The sequence below is a fragment of the Sphingomonas sp. Leaf34 genome (genome assembly GCF_001421805.1).
Taxonomy (GTDB): domain Bacteria; phylum Pseudomonadota; class Alphaproteobacteria; order Sphingomonadales; family Sphingomonadaceae; genus Sphingomonas.
In genome coordinates this window covers 73,723-88,089 of the sequence record NZ_LMLC01000005.1, presented here as the reverse complement: position 1 = coordinate 88,089, position 14,367 = coordinate 73,723, and the positions used below count along the sequence as shown (strand labels likewise).

Here is a 14,367-nt window from a genome sequence, read left to right as displayed (position 1 = left end):
GTCATGAAGCCCGTCATCTTCGGCCTGTCCGGCCCCGTCCTCACCGCCGCCGAGCGCGCGTTCTTCGCCGCGTGCGAGCCCGCTGGCTACATTCTGTTCAAGCGCAACATCGTCGACCGCGCGCAGGTCCGCGCGCTCACGGATTCGCTGCGCGCGCTGGCGGGGCGTGACGATCTGGCGATCCTGATCGACCAGGAGGGTGGCCGCGTCGCGCGGATGGGGCCGCCCGAATGGCCGGCGTTTCCGGCGGGGCCGGTGTTCGACGCGGCGTATGAGCGCGCGCCGATGACCGCGATCCAGGCGGCGCGCGCGAACGGGCAGGCGCTAGGGGTGATGCTCAGCGAGGTCGGCATCACCGTCGACTGCGCGCCGCTGCTCGACGTGTCGCAGCCCGATACGACCGAGGCGGTGTCCTGCCGGACCTACGGTTCGGACCCGATGCGCGTTGCCGCGCTCGGCCGTGCGATGCTCGAGGGGCTGGCCGAGGGCGGCGTCGTCGGGATCGTCAAGCACATGCCCGGCCATGGTCGCGCGAAGCTCGACACGCATCATCACCTGCCGACCGTGACCGCGACCGATGCCGAGCTCGCGGTCGACCTCGAACCCTTCCGCACGCTCAATCAGGCGCCGATGGGGATGACGTCGCACATCGTGTTCGATGCCTGGGATGCCGATCGCCCCGCGACCTTGTCGCCGATCGTGATCGATCGGATCATTCGCGACCGGATCGGATTCGACGGGCTGTTGATGACCGACGATATCGACATGAGGGCGTTGTCAGGAACGGCGGGCGACAAGGCGGCCGGCGCGATCGCCGCGGGGTGCGACGTCGTGCTCGATTGCTGGGCGCGGATGGACGAGATGGTCGAGATCGCCGATCGGCTCGCGCCGATGTCCGCCGTGTCGCGCGCGCGGCTCGATCGGGCGATGGCGTCGGTCGGCGGCGGCACCGGCGATCTTGCCGCGCTGATCGCCACGCGTGACGCCTTGTTGCAGGCGTCGGGCGCGGCGTAGCCAGCGGCGTTAGAAGGACTCGAACCCGTCGTCGTCGAACGTTGCCGCATCTGCCATCGCGGCAACCTTCGCGGGCGGTGACCAGGCCTCGCGCCGCGGCGGTTCCGCCCAAACTGCGCTGCGCCCGCCGCCATAGCCGCCCGCGGACCGGTGGGCGTACTGCGTCGGCTGTGCTGACGGTGCGCCGTGGCCGGGCGCAGCGCCGATGCGGAACTTCGCGGCCTGGTCCGACAGCGCGGCGACCTCCGAGGTCAGGTTGCGCGCGGCGGACGACGCCTGCTCGACCATCGCCGCGTTCTGCTGCGTCGCCTGGTCCATCGCGGTGACCGCGGCGCTGACCTCGGTGATGGCGGTCGATTGCGCGCGGTTGTCGTCGGCGATTTCCGCAAGCAGCGCGTGCACGCTGCGGACGTCCGCCGAGATTGCCGACAACGCGCCGTCGACACGCTGCACGCGTTCCACCGCGGTGCCGATATCGGCCTGCGTCGCGGTCAGCTGGTCGCGCGCGCGCCCGGCCTCTTCCTCGGCGCGCATCGCGAGCGCGGACACGAGATCGGCGACCACCGCGAACCCGCGTCCGGCCTCGCCCGCACGTCCCGCCTCGACCGCAGCGTTCATCGCCAGCACGCGCGTCTGGAACGCGATCTTGTCGAGCCCCTCGATCACGCTGTCGATTCCCTTCGCGCTCTCGCTCACCCGGGTCATCGCCTGGACCGCCTCGTCGGCGATCACGCGACCGCCGGCGACCGTGGCGATCGCGCCGTCCGCGCGCTCGACCGTCTGCCCGGCGGCGACCGCGGTCGCCTGCAACCGCTGGTCCATCTGCGCGATCGCGGCGGCGGTCTGTTCCAGGCTGGCGGCATTGCCTTCGGTGCGGCGCGCGAGATCCTCGCTCGCCTGAGCGATCTCCTTCGATCCTGTGCTGATCGTCGTCGTCGCCTGCGCAACCGATCCGATGACGCCGCGCAGGCTGTCGATCGCGCTGTTGAAGTTATCCTTGAGCCCGGTGAACGGCGCGTGGAGATCGGCGACGATCTCCGCGGTCAGGTCGCCGTCCGCCAACGCGGTGAGCCCCGTGCCCAGGCTGTCGACGATCAGCGTAGCCTGCGCCCGTTTCTCGGCGTCGGCCGCCTGCAGCTGGTTGCGGAACGCCAGAATGGCCCTGGCCATGTCGCCGAGTTCGTCGCCGCGATCCGCCCCCGTCACCTCGGCCGCGAGATTGCCGTCCCCGAGCGCGCGCATTGTGTCCGCAAGGCCGATGATCGGCTGCACGACGTGCCGCGCCGCCATCGTCACGAAGACGATGGTCCCGGCACTGCCGACCGCCAGCGCGATGACGAGAGCGACCATCGCGATCGTGCCGATCCGCTCCGCACTGCGCGCGAACCGCTGTGCATTCGCCTCAATCGCCGCCCCCGCCGAGTCCATCGCGACGTCGAGGCGGCGGAACCGATCGAAGAAACCGGGCAGCATCGCGCGCGCAGCGGCGGGATCGGTGCCGCTGCGATCGACAAGCTGCGTGGCGGACCGGACATAGGCGCGCGTCGGCGCCGACAGCCTGGAGGTGGCCGCGGCGACCGAGGCGTCGCCCGTATACGCGGCGTCCGCCGGGATGCGTTTGCGCAGCGCGACGAGATGCGCGCGGAAGTCGTCTGGGATCTCGTTGCGTCCGAGCATGCCCCCCGGCGCTGCGACCTGGAATGCGGCGAGCACGTCGCTGCGGATCGCATCCTGCATCATGGCCGCGGCTTCGTGATTGGCGAACAGCGCGGTCGCCGCGGTATGGCGGTGCGACGCCGCCGTCTGCATCCAGGCGGCGGCGATGCCGGTCGCGCCGCATAACAGCACGAGTCCGAACAAAACCGCCCCCGCAATCCGGATGGCACGGTTCAACGACGCATCGCGCGTTCTGGAACTCGGCTGTGACATGGTTCGGCGACCTCTTCCAGGCTCGGGCGGAATGACATTCCTATAATAGGACAGGTTGAACTAGCCCGAGGATCGCAGAGCAATATTGTGTCGGCATACGTCGCATCCTGCCGGCATTGCGCCGGTCGGGGGCCCAGGCGCCTTCTGCCGCTGCGCGCTGCGCCCGATCGCGGCCGTCGCGCGCTGTCGACCGCGTGTCGATCGAGCAGAGATCCGCCGCTGCCCAATCGGGTGCGATGCTGTACCGTCGGGCGATGGACGACGCACACTTGACGCTGGACCTGGACGGTTGGGAGGGGCCGCTCGACCTGTTGCTGACGCTGGCGCGCGCGCAGAAGGTCGATCTGCGGCGGATCTCGATCCTGGCGCTGGTCGAGCAATATCTGGGCTATGTCGAGACCGCGCGCGCGCTCAAGCTCGAGCTTGCCGCCGACTATCTCGTGATGGCGGCGTGGCTCGCCTATCTGAAATCGGCGCTGCTGCTGCCCCGCGATCCGCTGGCCGACCCCGACCCCGAGGCGCTGGCGTTGCGGCTGCAGCGCAGGCTCGAGCGGCTGAGTGCGATGCGCGAGGCGGGCGCGCGGCTGATGGCGCGCGATCGCAGCGGGCGCGACGTGTTCGCCCGTGGCGCCCCCGAAGGACTGCGGACGGTGCGCAAGGCGGTGTGGCAGGCCGAGATCTTCGATCTGATCGCTGCCTATGGCCGCATCTCGGCGCGGACGCGGCCGGTGATGCACGTCGTCGCCGATCGCGAGGTGATGACGCTCGAGGCAGCGCTCGACCGCGTCTCGACGCTGATCGGCGAACGGATCGACTGGAGCGCGATCGAGAGTTTCCTGCCCGAGGCGGGCGAGAAATTGCGACGTTCTGCGCTCGCGTCGAGCTTCGTCGCCGCGCTCGAACTCGCGCGACAGGGGCGGATCGAACTGCGCCAAGCTGAGCCGTTCGCGCCGCTCTATCTGCGCGCCCGCGCATCGTCCCGCGCATCGTGACGCCGCCCGATGCCCTCACCCGCGCGGTCGAGGCGGTGCTGTTCGCCGCCGACGCGCCGCTCACCGTCGATATGATCCGTGCGCATGTCGGGGCAGGCGATGTCCGCGCCGCGCTGAACCGGCTGGCGGACGACTATGCGGGCCGCGGGATCGTCGTCGTCCGGCGCGGTGATCGATGGCAATTCCAGACCGCCCCGGAGATGGCGCACATGCTGCGCCGCGACCGCGAGGAGCCGCGCCGGCTCAGCCGCGCGGGGATCGAAACGCTCGCGATCATCGCCTATCACGAGCCGGTCACGCGCGCGGAGATCGAGGCGATCCGAGGCGTCCAGATCTCGAAGGGGACGCTCGACGTGCTGATGGAGGCGGGCTGGGCGAAACCGGCGGGGCGGCGCGAGGTCCCGGGGCGGCCGCTGATGTTCGCGACGACGCCCGAATTCCTCATCCATTTCGGGCTGACGAGCCGCCGCGACCTGCCGGGGATCGACGATCTGCGTGCTGCCGGGCTGCTCGATCCGGTCGATCTCGCCTTTGATCGGCTCGAAGACGGCGAAGATCGAGCGGGGGATGGCGAGGTGGCTGGCAATGCGGCGAGATGAGGCTTAGATAGGGTTCAGTTTCCAGGAGAATTGCCATGGGCGGTTTTAGCCCGATTCACTTGCTCGTCCTCGCGGTCGTCGCGATCCTCCTTCTCGGCGGTGGCCGGTTCTCGAACCTGATGGGCGACGTCGCCAAGGGCGTGAAAAATTTCAAGAAGGGCATGTCCGAGAATGACGACGACACGCCCGCCAAGCCTTCGGCCCGGATCGAAGCGCAGAAGTCGGCCGATCCGGCGTTCGATCGCGACGGCAATCGCGTCCGCGACGACCGTCCTGCCTGAAGCCGGCGGACTTGACGACTTTAGATAGGCGCGGCTGAATGTTCGATATCGCGCCCTCCGAGTTTCTGCTCGTGGCCTTCGTCGCGCTGGTCGTGATTGGCCCGAAGGATCTGCCAAAGGCGATGCGCGTGGTCGGCTATTGGGTCGGCAAGGCGCGTGGTGTCGCGCGCCAGTTTCGTTCCGGTTTCGACTCGATGGTTCGCGAGGCCGAACTCGAGGAAATGGAAAAGCGCTGGGCGGCGGAAAACGAACGGATCATGCGCGAGCATCCGCAATCTGGTCCGGGCGCGGAGACTACGCAGGTCGTGCATTCGCCGGAGACCGAGGAGCATCGTCGCGATTATCGCTCGATCGACGCGGTCGATGATCATACGAACGAGCCCGTGATGGTCGAGAAACCGGTTGTCGCCGCCGCGCGGCCGCATGCATCGCCTGCCGCGGCGGACCCGCCCTTTGAGGACCCCGGTGTTGACCCGATCGCGCCGCCGGCGGCTGTTCCGGTCGTTCCGGCGATAGGTCATCCCGATGACAAGACCGGCAAGTCCGACGTCGCGTCGTCATGAGCGGGACTGCCGTAAGCGTGACCCCCGTGATCGCCTCCAATAACGCCGAAAGCACAGCATGAGCGAGATCGACGCAAGCCGGGCGCCGTTGCTCGACCATCTGATCGAGCTGCGGCGGCGGCTGCTCTATTGCATCGCCGCGCTGATCGTGACGTTCGGAATCGCGATGTACTTCGCCGAGGATATCTTCGGCTTCCTCGTTCACCCACTGCTCGCGGCGGGGCAGAACAAGGTCATCTATACCGAGATTTTCGAGGCCTTCTTCGTCCAGATCAAGGTCGCGTTCTTCGCCGCCATGATGCTGTCGTTCCCGGTGATCGCGAACCAGCTGTGGCAGTTCGTCGCCCCCGGCCTCTACAAGAAGGAGAAGCGCGCGCTCCTGCCATTTATCCTCGCGACGCCGGTGCTATTCCTGACCGGCGCGGCAATGGCCTATTACATCGCCATCCCGATGGCGCTGCACTTCCTGCTCGGGTTTGACGGCATGGTCGGCGGCATCCACCGCGAGGCATTGCCCGCGATCGGGAACTACCTGTCGTTCACGATGCAGTTCCTGTTCGGCTTCGGCATATCGTTCCTGCTGCCCGTGCTGCTGATGCTGCTCGAGCGCGCGGGGATCGTGACGCGCAAACAGCTGATCGGCGCGCGGCGCTATGCGATCGTCGCGGCGTTCGCGATCGCTGCGGTGCTGACCCCGCCGGATATCGGGTCGCAGCTGCTGCTCGCGATCCCACTCGTCATCCTGTACGAACTCGCGCTGATCGGAATCTGGTTTACTGAACGCAGCCGGGCCAAAGCCAAGGCGGTCGAAGGCGAGTCCACCGACATCGTCGAAAGCTGATCTGCGGTCGAGCACCGAAACGAAAACGGGGTCCGGTGCGTGTGCACCGGACCCCGTCCCGTATCGGAAGCGCCAGGGCTTACTTGGCGTTGTCTGCGGTCTTTGCGACGGTCTTGCCTGCCGACGCGACGTCCTTGCCTGCACCCTCAACCGTGTTGCATGCCGACACCATGAGCGCGCCCGCGGCGACGACCAGTCCAACCAACTTACGCATATAACTTCCTCCAAGACGGGCTTGAATGCCACCGGAGGTGCAATGTTCGGGGGGCGTATTCGTTCCGATCACGAAACCAGAATGCCGCTATTTCGCGCGGCATGCGAACCGTCACGGCCGATCGAACGATAAAGGCCCGGAAGCATCACCGGGGGGGGGAGGGTGCTGCTTCCGGGCCTATGACTTGGACAGCGAGAGCGGGGGGGCATAAAGTCGCTGTCCGAAATGTTGAACGGCGATCGCGCTGATCCGTTCCCTATCGATTATGACTTTTTGAAAAAAAGTTCGGCCCTGATCTCGGTTAATTACTGAACTTGCTACGAATTAATCGCGACCTTTAACAGCGAATGCGATTTCATACGCGCCAACCAGCGGGTCGTGATGCAACGGGGCGCGCAACTGCCGCGACAGGCCTTCCATGACGCGGCCATAGCGCGACGCCGCCTCGCGCAGCGCATCGCTTTCGACCAGCGCACGCGATACGACGCGGAGCAGCGCACGATCGGGCAGGTCCGACGGTTTGACGACGATCCGGATCTGTGCGGCGGGATCGCATGTCATCGCCAGCTCGATCGTCTCGGTGGCGAGGAACGCGATCGCGACCGCGACGTCCTGATTGACCAGGTACGGATCGATGTCGAGCGTGATGCCCAGGCCATGCGAGCGATCGGAGGCGGTCGCGCGGATGTTCGCCGAGAGTTCGCCGATCATCGTCCGCAGGTTAAGGCCACGGTTTTCTTCGAGTTCGGCGAAGTGATTGCGGTGGACGACCGCCAATGCATCGACGCGGCGCTGGATCGAGGCGTAGGCGGCGGTCGCGTCCGCGCTCGGCGCACTGCGCGCATGGAAGTTGATCAGGCTGGAAATGACCTGCAGGTTGTTCTTTACGCGATGATGGACTTCGCGCGTCAGCTTGGTCTGGCGCACCAGCCCTTCGGCAAGGCCCGCTTCGTGCAGCGCCACAGTCTGGCTGATCGCCTGGAAGGTATCGCCGAGCTCGCGGATTTCCTGCGCAGGCAATGTACGGACGGCGCCCAAATCGAGCGCCTCGCCCGGCGTGAACGCCGCGACCGCGCCCCGCAGTCGGCGTAGCGGTCGGATCAGGAGCCGGTCGACGACGAACCAGGCGATGCTCGCCGCGGCGATCCACATCAGCAGCGGTAACAGCATCGCGACGACCAGCGACGACGTCACCGGAGCGCTGCGGATGCTGGTGCGCAAGGCAATGCCGGCGATCCCCAGATCAGTCCGCATCGTCTCCATGCGGTCGAGCGGACGCTCGTCGGGGATCGTCTCGAGCGTCAACGCATCCTGATCGAGAACCAGTGCGCTGCCGAAGATCAGCGCACGGCTCGACGGACGCCCGATCCGTTCGAGAAACGGCTGCGGGAAATAGGCGCGCGCCGACGTATCGCCACCGGGGCCGGAGATTGCCAGTACAAGACCGCGACGCGGAATGATTGCCGCGGTGATCGGCATATCGTCCTGATGCAGCGTGACGGGATTGGGGATCGGTGTTCCGCACAGGACGGTGCCGTCGCGGTCGGTGATGACGAAACGCGTTCCCGCGGAGGATTGCTGCGCGAAGACGCCCTGCGCACGCGCGCAACTCGGTGCATCGGCGGGGTCGTTACCCAGCGCGTTCACCGCCACCCGGAGCGCGGTCATATCGCCGACCAGCTCGATCGCGATCGCGCGCGCGCTTTCGTTCGCCGTAACGCGCAGACGCGCACGGGCTTCGGTATCGGCAAGCCGTGTGGTCTGGAACGTGGCAAACACTGCGATCAGCGCCAGTGGGAGCAACGCGGCGCTCAAGATAAGGAACAGCTTCGCGCCCGTAGGCAGGCGTCCCATTGCGGCCGTCAGACGCGTTTCCCCTGGTCCGCCGACGTCCGATGACGGCGTTGGCGCGCTATCCGGCATCGATTGCGAGGCCATGCGGCCCGCGCTCAGTCGAGCTTGCCGAGAAGGTCGAGCAGATCGTCCGGGATCGCTTCGTCGACGGTCTTCTGATATACCGAACGCAACGCCGATCCCATTTGCTGGTCCTTATCCGGAACCTGCGCGGGTTTCGTGGCAGGCACCGTATTCTGCGTGTCGTGGCCCAAACTCAAAACTTCCCCCTGCACGACGCGAACCGAGCCATCTGGCAAATCATGTCACATAGAGACGATACACGCCGCCTGCTCGACGGATATCAAGCGGGCGGCGGAGTCGCCAAAGATGTTCGTGAAACCAAACACGCTGTCGTTAGTTCCACGCCTGAGCGAAAAACACGTCCTCGTTGCCGGTCGGCCTGCATGCTGACAGGCGAATCGGGCGGGGTAGTGGTTTTCGGGCGCGTGGTTTTTCGGCCGCCGCCATTGCAATGACGCGAGCCACCCGACACATGAAGGGCCGCGTAGATCAGGGAGTATTCGTTACCCATGTCGCTTGGACAGCAACTTGCACCGCACCTTCCCTTTTTGCGGCGCTATGGCCGGGCCCTGACCGGCAGTCAGATGCACGGTGATAAATACGTGCGCGCCACGCTCGAGGCGATCGTTGCCGCGCCCGAGGAATTTCCGCGTGACGTCGATCCCCGTCTCGGACTTTACCGCATGTTCCAGGGTATCTGGAACTCGGCGAATTTCGACGAGCTCGCCGACGAGGGCGCGAATGATGCGGAAGGCCATGAAGCTGTCGCGCGCGCACGGCTTTCGCGGATGACGCCGCTGTCACGTCAGGCGCTTCTGCTGACCGCGATGGAAGGCTTCACCCCCGAGGATGCCGCGTATCTGATCGAGGTCGAGACGAGCGAGGTCGACGACCTCGTCGCCGAAGCGTTGACGGAAATCGAAAGCCAGACGCGCGCCAAGGTTCTCATCATCGAGGACGAGCCGATCATCGCGATGGATATCGAGACGATCGTTCGCGATCTCGGCCACGACGTCACCGGTGTCGCCGTCACGCGTGACGAGGCAGTGGCACTGGCGATGGAAATGCGGCCCGGCCTCGTTCTTGCCGACATCCAGCTCGCCGACGACAGTTCGGGTATCGATGCCGTCAAAGATATCCTGGCCGAGTTCGAGGTCCCGGTGATCTTCATTACCGCCTTCCCCGAGCGCTTGCTGACCGGTGAACGTCCTGAGCCGACGTTCCTGATCACCAAGCCGTTCCAGCGCTCGACCGTGAAGGCCGCAATCAGTCAGGCGTTGTTCTTCGATCAGGCGACCGTCCCCGCCATTTAACGGCCGCGGCGTTCAATACCGCTGGCAACCGCTTGATTGTGTGGCGGTATCGCTGCATCCTGGGTCCGCTTCCACAAATGGTTGCGGACCCAAAACGGTTTTCGAGGGTTTACTCGCTATGGCTGACCCGAACGAACGCATTCACATCGAGACGAACGACGCGCGCGCTGGCGCTACACCAGGCATTACGCGCTACATTCTGGCGATCTCGCTTGTCCTCGTAATCGTTATCTTTGGTTTTCTCGTCCTGCGCTGACCTGGGTTTACCGCGGATGACTGGCATTGGCGGTTAGAGCGCCTATGTCTGTCGTCACGCGATATATCCCGCGGGTCGGCGACGACGCCCGCAAAGTATGACGACTATCGGAATTGATAGGATTTCCATGATTCAGCCTGCTCCACACGCCGATGACGACGGTGACATCGACGAAGTCGTCGCGCCGGTGGAGCATGTCTCGCTGTCCGATGCGGAGTTCAAGGTTCAGCTCGCGCAAGTGATCCCGCATCTTCGCGCGTTTGGACGTTCGCTGTCGGGTAGCCGCGATCTTGCCGATGATCTGGTTCAGGAAACGCTGCTCAAGGCGTGGGCGGCGCGGCTGCGTTTCCAGGCGGGTACCAATATGCGGGCGTGGACCTTCATCATCCTGCGCAACCTGTATCTGTCGCAGATGCGCCGCGCCCGCTTCAAGGGCGAGTGGGACGATTTGGTCGCCGATCGCATCCTTGCCGCGCCGGCAAGCCAGGATCGGCACGTCGAGCTCGGCGATATGCAACGTGCGCTAATGCATCTCCCGCAGCCCCAGCGTGAGGCGCTGATCCTGGTCGGTGCCGGCGGCTTCGCCTATGAAGAGGCGGCTGAGATTTGTAACGTCGCGGTCGGTACGATCAAGAGCCGGGTCGCGCGTGGTCGCGTCGCGCTCGAGACGATCCTGACCGACGGGTCGCTACCGTCACGCCGCGACCACGAGACCGATACCAGCAAGACCGCGCTCGACTCAATCATGGGGGATGTCGAGCATCTGAGCCGCGGGCGATGACTCGCGCAGGTCGCTAGAAATTTGGCTGGTCTGGCATATAGATTGACGTATCTTGGAAAATGTCGGCGCGTTTCGATCAAATTTGCCAAAAGATGGTTGGAGTATAATAGGCGTTACGTATTGTTTGGCCAACTGGGGCCATTTCTCATGTGTTAGCTCGTCACCATCCTGACGGCGTCTTGATCAATGAATACTCCGGCCCGTGCCATCGAGTCGGCTCAGTAGTTGGGCCATGTCGTCGGGCACGCCATTCTGTTCGCTAAAGGCATTGCGCAACGCATGACCGACCGCGTCGGTGACGCGCGGCCGCCGTACGACCTGTTGGCCATCCGTTTCGCGTTTGATCGTGAGAGAAGAATACATCATACCGCGCACAACGTGCGACGGCGCAGTTCGTTGCTGTCGTTTGTCAAGCGATACTTTTATTATCGAGTATTGCGGGATGACCAGAGTGAACACTGAACATAAGTTAAATAACGCGATCGATCGCGCTCGCCGGTGGTCGCCATTTCTGTCGATGATCCTCGACCGCGAGCCGGCGATCGCGCAATCCCTCGCCCAAGGTCATCTCGATCTGGACCTGTCGAGCGCCGCGCTGGACATGCCCGTTGCCAAGCGGCTGCGGCTTACGCGACGCGCGATGGCGCTCAACGTTGCGATCGGCGATCTCGCGGGGGTTCTCGATCTCACCGCGGTGACGGGCGCGTTGACGCGGTTTGCCGATCAGGCGCTCGATACCGCGATCCGCGCTGCCATCGAGGAGCGGACGCCGGGGGCCGAGCCGCTTGGCTTCACCGCGATAGCGCTTGGGAAGCAGGGGAGCGGCGAACTCAATTATTCATCCGATATCGATCCGATCCTCTTGTTCGATCCGGTGACGCTGCCGCGAAAACCGCGCGAGGAGCCCGAACAGGCCGCGGTCAGGATCGGCAAGCGCGTGGTCGAACTGCTCCAGGCCCGCGATGGCGATGGCTATGTCCTGCGCGTCGACTTGCGGTTGCGGCCGTCGCCCGAGATCACACCGATCGTCCTGCCGGTGGAGGCGGCGATCGGCTATTACGAGGCACAGGCGCTGCCGTGGGAGCGGGCCGCGTTCATCCGCGCGCGCGCAGCGGCGGGCGACATTGCGCTGGGCCAGCGGTTTCTCGACACAATCCGCCCGTTCGTCTGGCGGCGCGCGCTCGATTTCGGTGCAATCGGCGAGATCCGCGGTATCTCGGCGCGTATCCGCGACCATCATTCACAGGGGCAGGCGTTCGGCCCGGGCTATGACCTCAAGCGCGGGCGCGGCGGCATTCGCGAGGCGGAGTTCTTCGCGCAGATCCACCAATTGATCCACGGCGGCCGTGATGCCACCTTGCGCGCGCCGGCGACCCGCGACGCGCTCGCCCGGCTGGCCGGGGCGGGTTGGATCGGTACCTCCGAAGCGCAGGCGCTGATCGACGGTTATACGCTGCTCCGGACGATCGAGCACCGCGTGCAGATGATCGACGATCGCCAGACGCACGCGCTACCGACCGGCGACGCGCTCGACCGTGTTGCGAAGCTGCACGGGCTGGATGATGCAGGCGCGTTGCTGGCGCTTCTGTCACCGCACGTCGCGGCGACCGGGCGCATCTACGACGCGCTCGACGACACGGAGCGGCCTGCGTTCTCGCATGACGCGGTGACGCTGGAGACCGACCTGGCCGCCGCCGGGTTCGTCGCGCCCGAGCCTGCGCGTCGCCGGATCGAAGCATGGCGGGGGGGCGCCTACCCTGCACTGCGCAGTCCTGCCGCGCGCGAGGCGCTGGAGGCGGTGCTCCCGACTCTCGTTACCGCATTTGCCACCGCGCCGGTGCCGCAGGCCGCGTTGCTGAGGCTTGATGCGCTGCTCGAACGCCTGCCGAGCGCGATCAACATCTTTCGCCTGCTTGAGGCGCGGCCGGGGCTGGCGACGTTGCTCGCGGCGATCCTCAGTCACGCGCCGACGCTCGCCGACGATCTCGGGCGGCGGCCGGACCTGCTCGACGGGCTGATCGATGCCACCGCGCTTGAGCCGGTCGACGACATCGCGGCACTCGAGGCGTCGATGCGCGCGGGCGATGCCGGCGGCGATTATCAGGCGCGGCTCGATCATGTCCGGCGGGTGGTTGGTGAACGACGGTTCGCGCTAGGGGCGCAGATCGTTGCGGGAGCGTCGGATCCGCTTGACGTCGCTGCCGGCTATGCCCGCGTTGCGGAGGCGGCGATCGCGGTGCTCGCGCGCGCGACGATCGACGAGTTCGCCAAGGCGCATGGGGCGGTGCCGGGCAGCGAACTCGTCATTCTGGCGCTCGGCCGGATGGGCGGGGCGATGCTCACGCACGCATCCGACCTCGACCTGATCTATCTGTTCACGGGCGACTTCACCGCAGAGTCCGATGGCGCAAAGCCGTTGGGTGCGACGCTGTATTACAACCGCCTGGCGCAGCGCGTGACCGCGGCGCTGTCGGTCGCGACCGCCGCCGGGCCGCTATACCAGATCGACACGCGGCTGCGGCCATCGGGCGGGCAGGGGCCGCTGGTCGTCACGCTCGACAGCTTCGCCCGCTATCAGCGCGAAGATGCGTGGACGTGGGAGCATATGGCGCTGACTCGCGCGCGCGCGGTATTCGGCTCGATGGCCGCGCGTACCGCGGTCGCGGATACCGTGCGTGCGGTGCTCGAGGGCGACCGCCCGACGCGGGACGTGGTGGCCGATGCCGGGTCGATGCGGGCGGATATGGCGGCGCACAAGCCACCCAAGGGGCCGTTAGACGCCAAGCTGCTCCCCGGTGGGCTCGTCGACCTCGAGTTCGCGGTGCACGTCGTCCAGCTGGTCCATCGTACCGGCTTCGATGCCGACCTCGGCAAGGCAATCGATACGCTGATCCAGCGAGGGCTCGTCCCGGCGTCCCTACGCGGCGCGCATGACGTGCTGACCCGGTTGCTCGTCACGCTCCGGCTCGTCGCGCCCGATGCCAGTCCGCCGGGCCATGCGACCGAGGACCTGATCGCGCGTGCGATCGGGGTTGCCGATTGGCCCGCCGTGGTTGCCACCCTCGAATCGACACGGCAGGAGGTAAGCCGGTTCTGGGCTGAATTGACGGGAGAGCAGGATGGATGAAGGCGCTAAGATTCCCGACGTGACGGTCACGATCGACGCCGCGGACGTGTCGCTGGCGAACCTGGGCGCACCGCTCGTGGTGTATTTCTATCCGAAGGACGACACCGCGGGCTGCACCGCCGAGGCAAAGGACTTTTCCGCGCTCGCCGAAGCGTTCGAGTCGGCCGGTGTGACGGTCGTCGGCATCTCGAAGGACACGCCTGCCTCGCATGCGAAATTCATTGCCAAGCACGCGCTTGCAGTTCGTCTCGCGAGCGATGGCGAGGGCGTCGCCTGTGATGCGTTTGGCGTCTGGGTCGAGAAGGCGATGTACGGCCGCAAATATATGGGCATCGAGCGCGCGACTTTCCTGTTCGGCGCCGACGGGACGCTGGCAAAGGCGTGGCGCAAGGTCCGCGTGCCCGGCCATGCGGAGGCGGTTTTGGCAGCCGTAAAGGCCCTATGAAGACTAGGTAGTAACACGTGGAGATTCGCCGACATTTCGCGCCGAAGATCCGAGGTCTCATCCTGTTCCACGGCAATCGTATCAATTCGCTTCAA

General features: G+C 65.9%; 16 protein-coding genes. 11 read left to right on the top strand and 5 right to left on the bottom strand.

Annotated features, from left to right (window positions below):
- The first annotated feature begins 3 nt into the window (after nt 1-3).
- Nucleotides 4-1,014 carry a glycoside hydrolase family 3 N-terminal domain-containing protein gene (locus tag ASF00_RS14805; RefSeq protein ID WP_055880922.1) on the top strand — a complete coding sequence of 337 codons (1,011 nt, stop codon included), beginning with the start codon at nt 4-6 and terminating at the stop codon, nt 1,012-1,014.
- 9 nt (nt 1,015-1,023) lie between these two features.
- On the opposite strand, the gene ASF00_RS14800 is transcribed toward ASF00_RS14805, so the two are convergent.
- Nucleotides 1,024-2,943 carry a methyl-accepting chemotaxis protein gene (locus ASF00_RS14800; RefSeq protein WP_082463482.1) on the bottom strand — a complete coding sequence of 640 codons (1,920 nt, stop codon included), beginning with the start codon at nt 2,941-2,943 and terminating at the stop codon, nt 1,024-1,026.
- A gap of 254 nt (nt 2,944-3,197) precedes the next feature.
- Between ASF00_RS14800 and ASF00_RS14795 the strand changes: the two genes are divergently transcribed.
- The 5 genes from ASF00_RS14795 to tatC are packed head-to-tail and all read left to right on the top strand — an operon-like array spanning nt 3,198 to nt 6,219.
- A complete protein-coding gene (locus ASF00_RS14795; RefSeq protein WP_055880919.1) occupies nt 3,198-3,935 on the top strand; it encodes a segregation and condensation protein A in 738 nt (245 codons plus the stop codon).
- Nucleotides 3,932-4,534 (top strand): SMC-Scp complex subunit ScpB, encoded by a 603-nt coding sequence (gene scpB, locus ASF00_RS14790; RefSeq protein ID WP_055880916.1) that lies wholly within the window; start codon nt 3,932-3,934, stop codon nt 4,532-4,534. Before ASF00_RS14795 ends, scpB begins: the two co-directional genes overlap by 4 nt.
- 35 nt (nt 4,535-4,569) lie before the next feature.
- Entirely contained in the window at nt 4,570-4,815 is a 246-nt protein-coding gene (locus tag ASF00_RS14785; protein WP_055880913.1) for a Sec-independent protein translocase subunit TatA, read from the top strand.
- Nucleotides 4,816-4,853: 38 nt separating this feature from the next.
- Nucleotides 4,854-5,378 (top strand): Sec-independent protein translocase protein TatB, encoded by a 525-nt coding sequence (gene tatB / locus ASF00_RS18125; RefSeq protein WP_082463481.1) that lies wholly within the window; start codon nt 4,854-4,856, stop codon nt 5,376-5,378.
- 58 nt (nt 5,379-5,436) lie between these two features.
- Nucleotides 5,437-6,219 (top strand): twin-arginine translocase subunit TatC, encoded by a 783-nt coding sequence (gene tatC / locus ASF00_RS14775; protein ID WP_055880910.1) that lies wholly within the window; start codon nt 5,437-5,439, stop codon nt 6,217-6,219.
- A 79-nt stretch (nt 6,220-6,298) separates the two neighbouring features.
- On the opposite strand, the gene ASF00_RS14770 is transcribed toward tatC, so the two are convergent.
- The 3 genes from ASF00_RS14770 to ASF00_RS19090 form a co-directional block, all read right to left on the bottom strand.
- Nucleotides 6,299-6,433, bottom strand: coding sequence for an entericidin A/B family lipoprotein (locus ASF00_RS14770; protein WP_055880908.1), 135 nt, complete (start codon nt 6,431-6,433; stop codon nt 6,299-6,301).
- A gap of 324 nt (nt 6,434-6,757) precedes the next feature.
- On the bottom strand, nt 6,758-8,287 hold the full coding sequence (locus ASF00_RS14765) for a sensor histidine kinase (protein WP_055880905.1): 1,530 nt from the start codon (nt 8,285-8,287) through the stop codon (nt 6,758-6,760).
- Between the two features lie 95 nt (nt 8,288-8,382).
- Nucleotides 8,383-8,586, bottom strand: coding sequence for a NepR family anti-sigma factor (locus ASF00_RS19090; RefSeq protein WP_156348386.1), 204 nt, complete (start codon nt 8,584-8,586; stop codon nt 8,383-8,385).
- 273 nt (nt 8,587-8,859) lie between these two features.
- Between ASF00_RS19090 and ASF00_RS14760 the strand changes: the two genes are divergently transcribed.
- The 3 genes from ASF00_RS14760 to ASF00_RS14750 all read left to right on the top strand — a co-directional run bounded on the left by ASF00_RS14760 (nt 8,860) and on the right by ASF00_RS14750 (nt 10,700).
- The gene (locus tag ASF00_RS14760) at nt 8,860-9,663 is read left to right on the top strand and encodes a response regulator (RefSeq protein ID WP_055880902.1); all 804 of its coding nucleotides are present in this window, start codon (nt 8,860-8,862) and stop codon (nt 9,661-9,663) included.
- A 118-nt stretch (nt 9,664-9,781) separates the two neighbouring features.
- Nucleotides 9,782-9,919 (top strand): hypothetical protein, encoded by a 138-nt coding sequence (locus ASF00_RS18870; RefSeq protein WP_055880899.1) that lies wholly within the window; start codon nt 9,782-9,784, stop codon nt 9,917-9,919.
- A 127-nt stretch (nt 9,920-10,046) separates the two neighbouring features.
- A complete protein-coding gene (locus ASF00_RS14750; RefSeq protein ID WP_055880895.1) occupies nt 10,047-10,700 on the top strand; it encodes a sigma-70 family RNA polymerase sigma factor in 654 nt (217 codons plus the stop codon).
- A gap of 183 nt (nt 10,701-10,883) precedes the next feature.
- On the opposite strand, the gene ASF00_RS14745 is transcribed toward ASF00_RS14750, so the two are convergent.
- Nucleotides 10,884-11,159 (bottom strand): hypothetical protein, encoded by a 276-nt coding sequence (locus ASF00_RS14745; RefSeq protein WP_156348385.1) that lies wholly within the window; start codon nt 11,157-11,159, stop codon nt 10,884-10,886.
- On the opposite strand from ASF00_RS14745, the gene ASF00_RS14740 reads away from it, so the two are divergent.
- On the top strand, nt 11,143-13,827 hold the full coding sequence (locus ASF00_RS14740) for a bifunctional [glutamine synthetase] adenylyltransferase/[glutamine synthetase]-adenylyl-L-tyrosine phosphorylase (protein WP_055880889.1): 2,685 nt from the start codon (nt 11,143-11,145) through the stop codon (nt 13,825-13,827). The genes ASF00_RS14745 and ASF00_RS14740 overlap by 17 nt on opposite strands.
- Nucleotides 13,820-14,272: a peroxiredoxin gene (locus tag ASF00_RS14735; RefSeq protein WP_055880887.1), complete on the top strand. Its 453-nt coding sequence runs from the start codon at nt 13,820-13,822 to the stop codon at nt 14,270-14,272. The genes ASF00_RS14740 and ASF00_RS14735 overlap by 8 nt, the downstream gene beginning before the upstream one ends.
- Nucleotides 14,273-14,367: the final 95 nt, after the last annotated feature.

Excerpts from the sequence above, each read along its gene's own strand:
- ASF00_RS14760 (WP_055880902.1), top strand. The coding sequence starts at position 8,860 with ATGTCGCTTGGACAGCAACTTGCACCGCACCTTCCCTTTTTGCGGCGC.
- ASF00_RS18870 (WP_055880899.1), top strand. The coding sequence starts at position 9,782 with ATGGCTGACCCGAACGAACGCATTCACATCGAGACGAACGACGCGCGC.
- ASF00_RS14740 (WP_055880889.1), top strand. The coding sequence starts at position 11,143 with ATGACCAGAGTGAACACTGAACATAAGTTAAATAACGCGATCGATCGC.
- ASF00_RS14785 (WP_055880913.1), top strand. The coding sequence starts at position 4,570 with ATGGGCGGTTTTAGCCCGATTCACTTGCTCGTCCTCGCGGTCGTCGCG.
- ASF00_RS14765 (WP_055880905.1), bottom strand. The coding sequence starts at position 8,287 with ATGGGACGCCTGCCTACGGGCGCGAAGCTGTTCCTTATCTTGAGCGCC.
- ASF00_RS14795 (WP_055880919.1), top strand. The coding sequence starts at position 3,198 with ATGGACGACGCACACTTGACGCTGGACCTGGACGGTTGGGAGGGGCCG.
- ASF00_RS14735 (WP_055880887.1), top strand. The coding sequence starts at position 13,820 with ATGGATGAAGGCGCTAAGATTCCCGACGTGACGGTCACGATCGACGCC.
- ASF00_RS14800 (WP_082463482.1), bottom strand. The coding sequence starts at position 2,943 with ATGTCACAGCCGAGTTCCAGAACGCGCGATGCGTCGTTGAACCGTGCC.
- ASF00_RS14750 (WP_055880895.1), top strand. The coding sequence starts at position 10,047 with ATGATTCAGCCTGCTCCACACGCCGATGACGACGGTGACATCGACGAA.
- tatC (WP_055880910.1), top strand. The coding sequence starts at position 5,437 with ATGAGCGAGATCGACGCAAGCCGGGCGCCGTTGCTCGACCATCTGATC.
- ASF00_RS14770 (WP_055880908.1), bottom strand. The coding sequence starts at position 6,433 with ATGCGTAAGTTGGTTGGACTGGTCGTCGCCGCGGGCGCGCTCATGGTG.
- tatB (WP_082463481.1), top strand. The coding sequence starts at position 4,854 with ATGTTCGATATCGCGCCCTCCGAGTTTCTGCTCGTGGCCTTCGTCGCG.
- ASF00_RS14805 (WP_055880922.1), top strand. The coding sequence starts at position 4 with ATGAAGCCCGTCATCTTCGGCCTGTCCGGCCCCGTCCTCACCGCCGCC.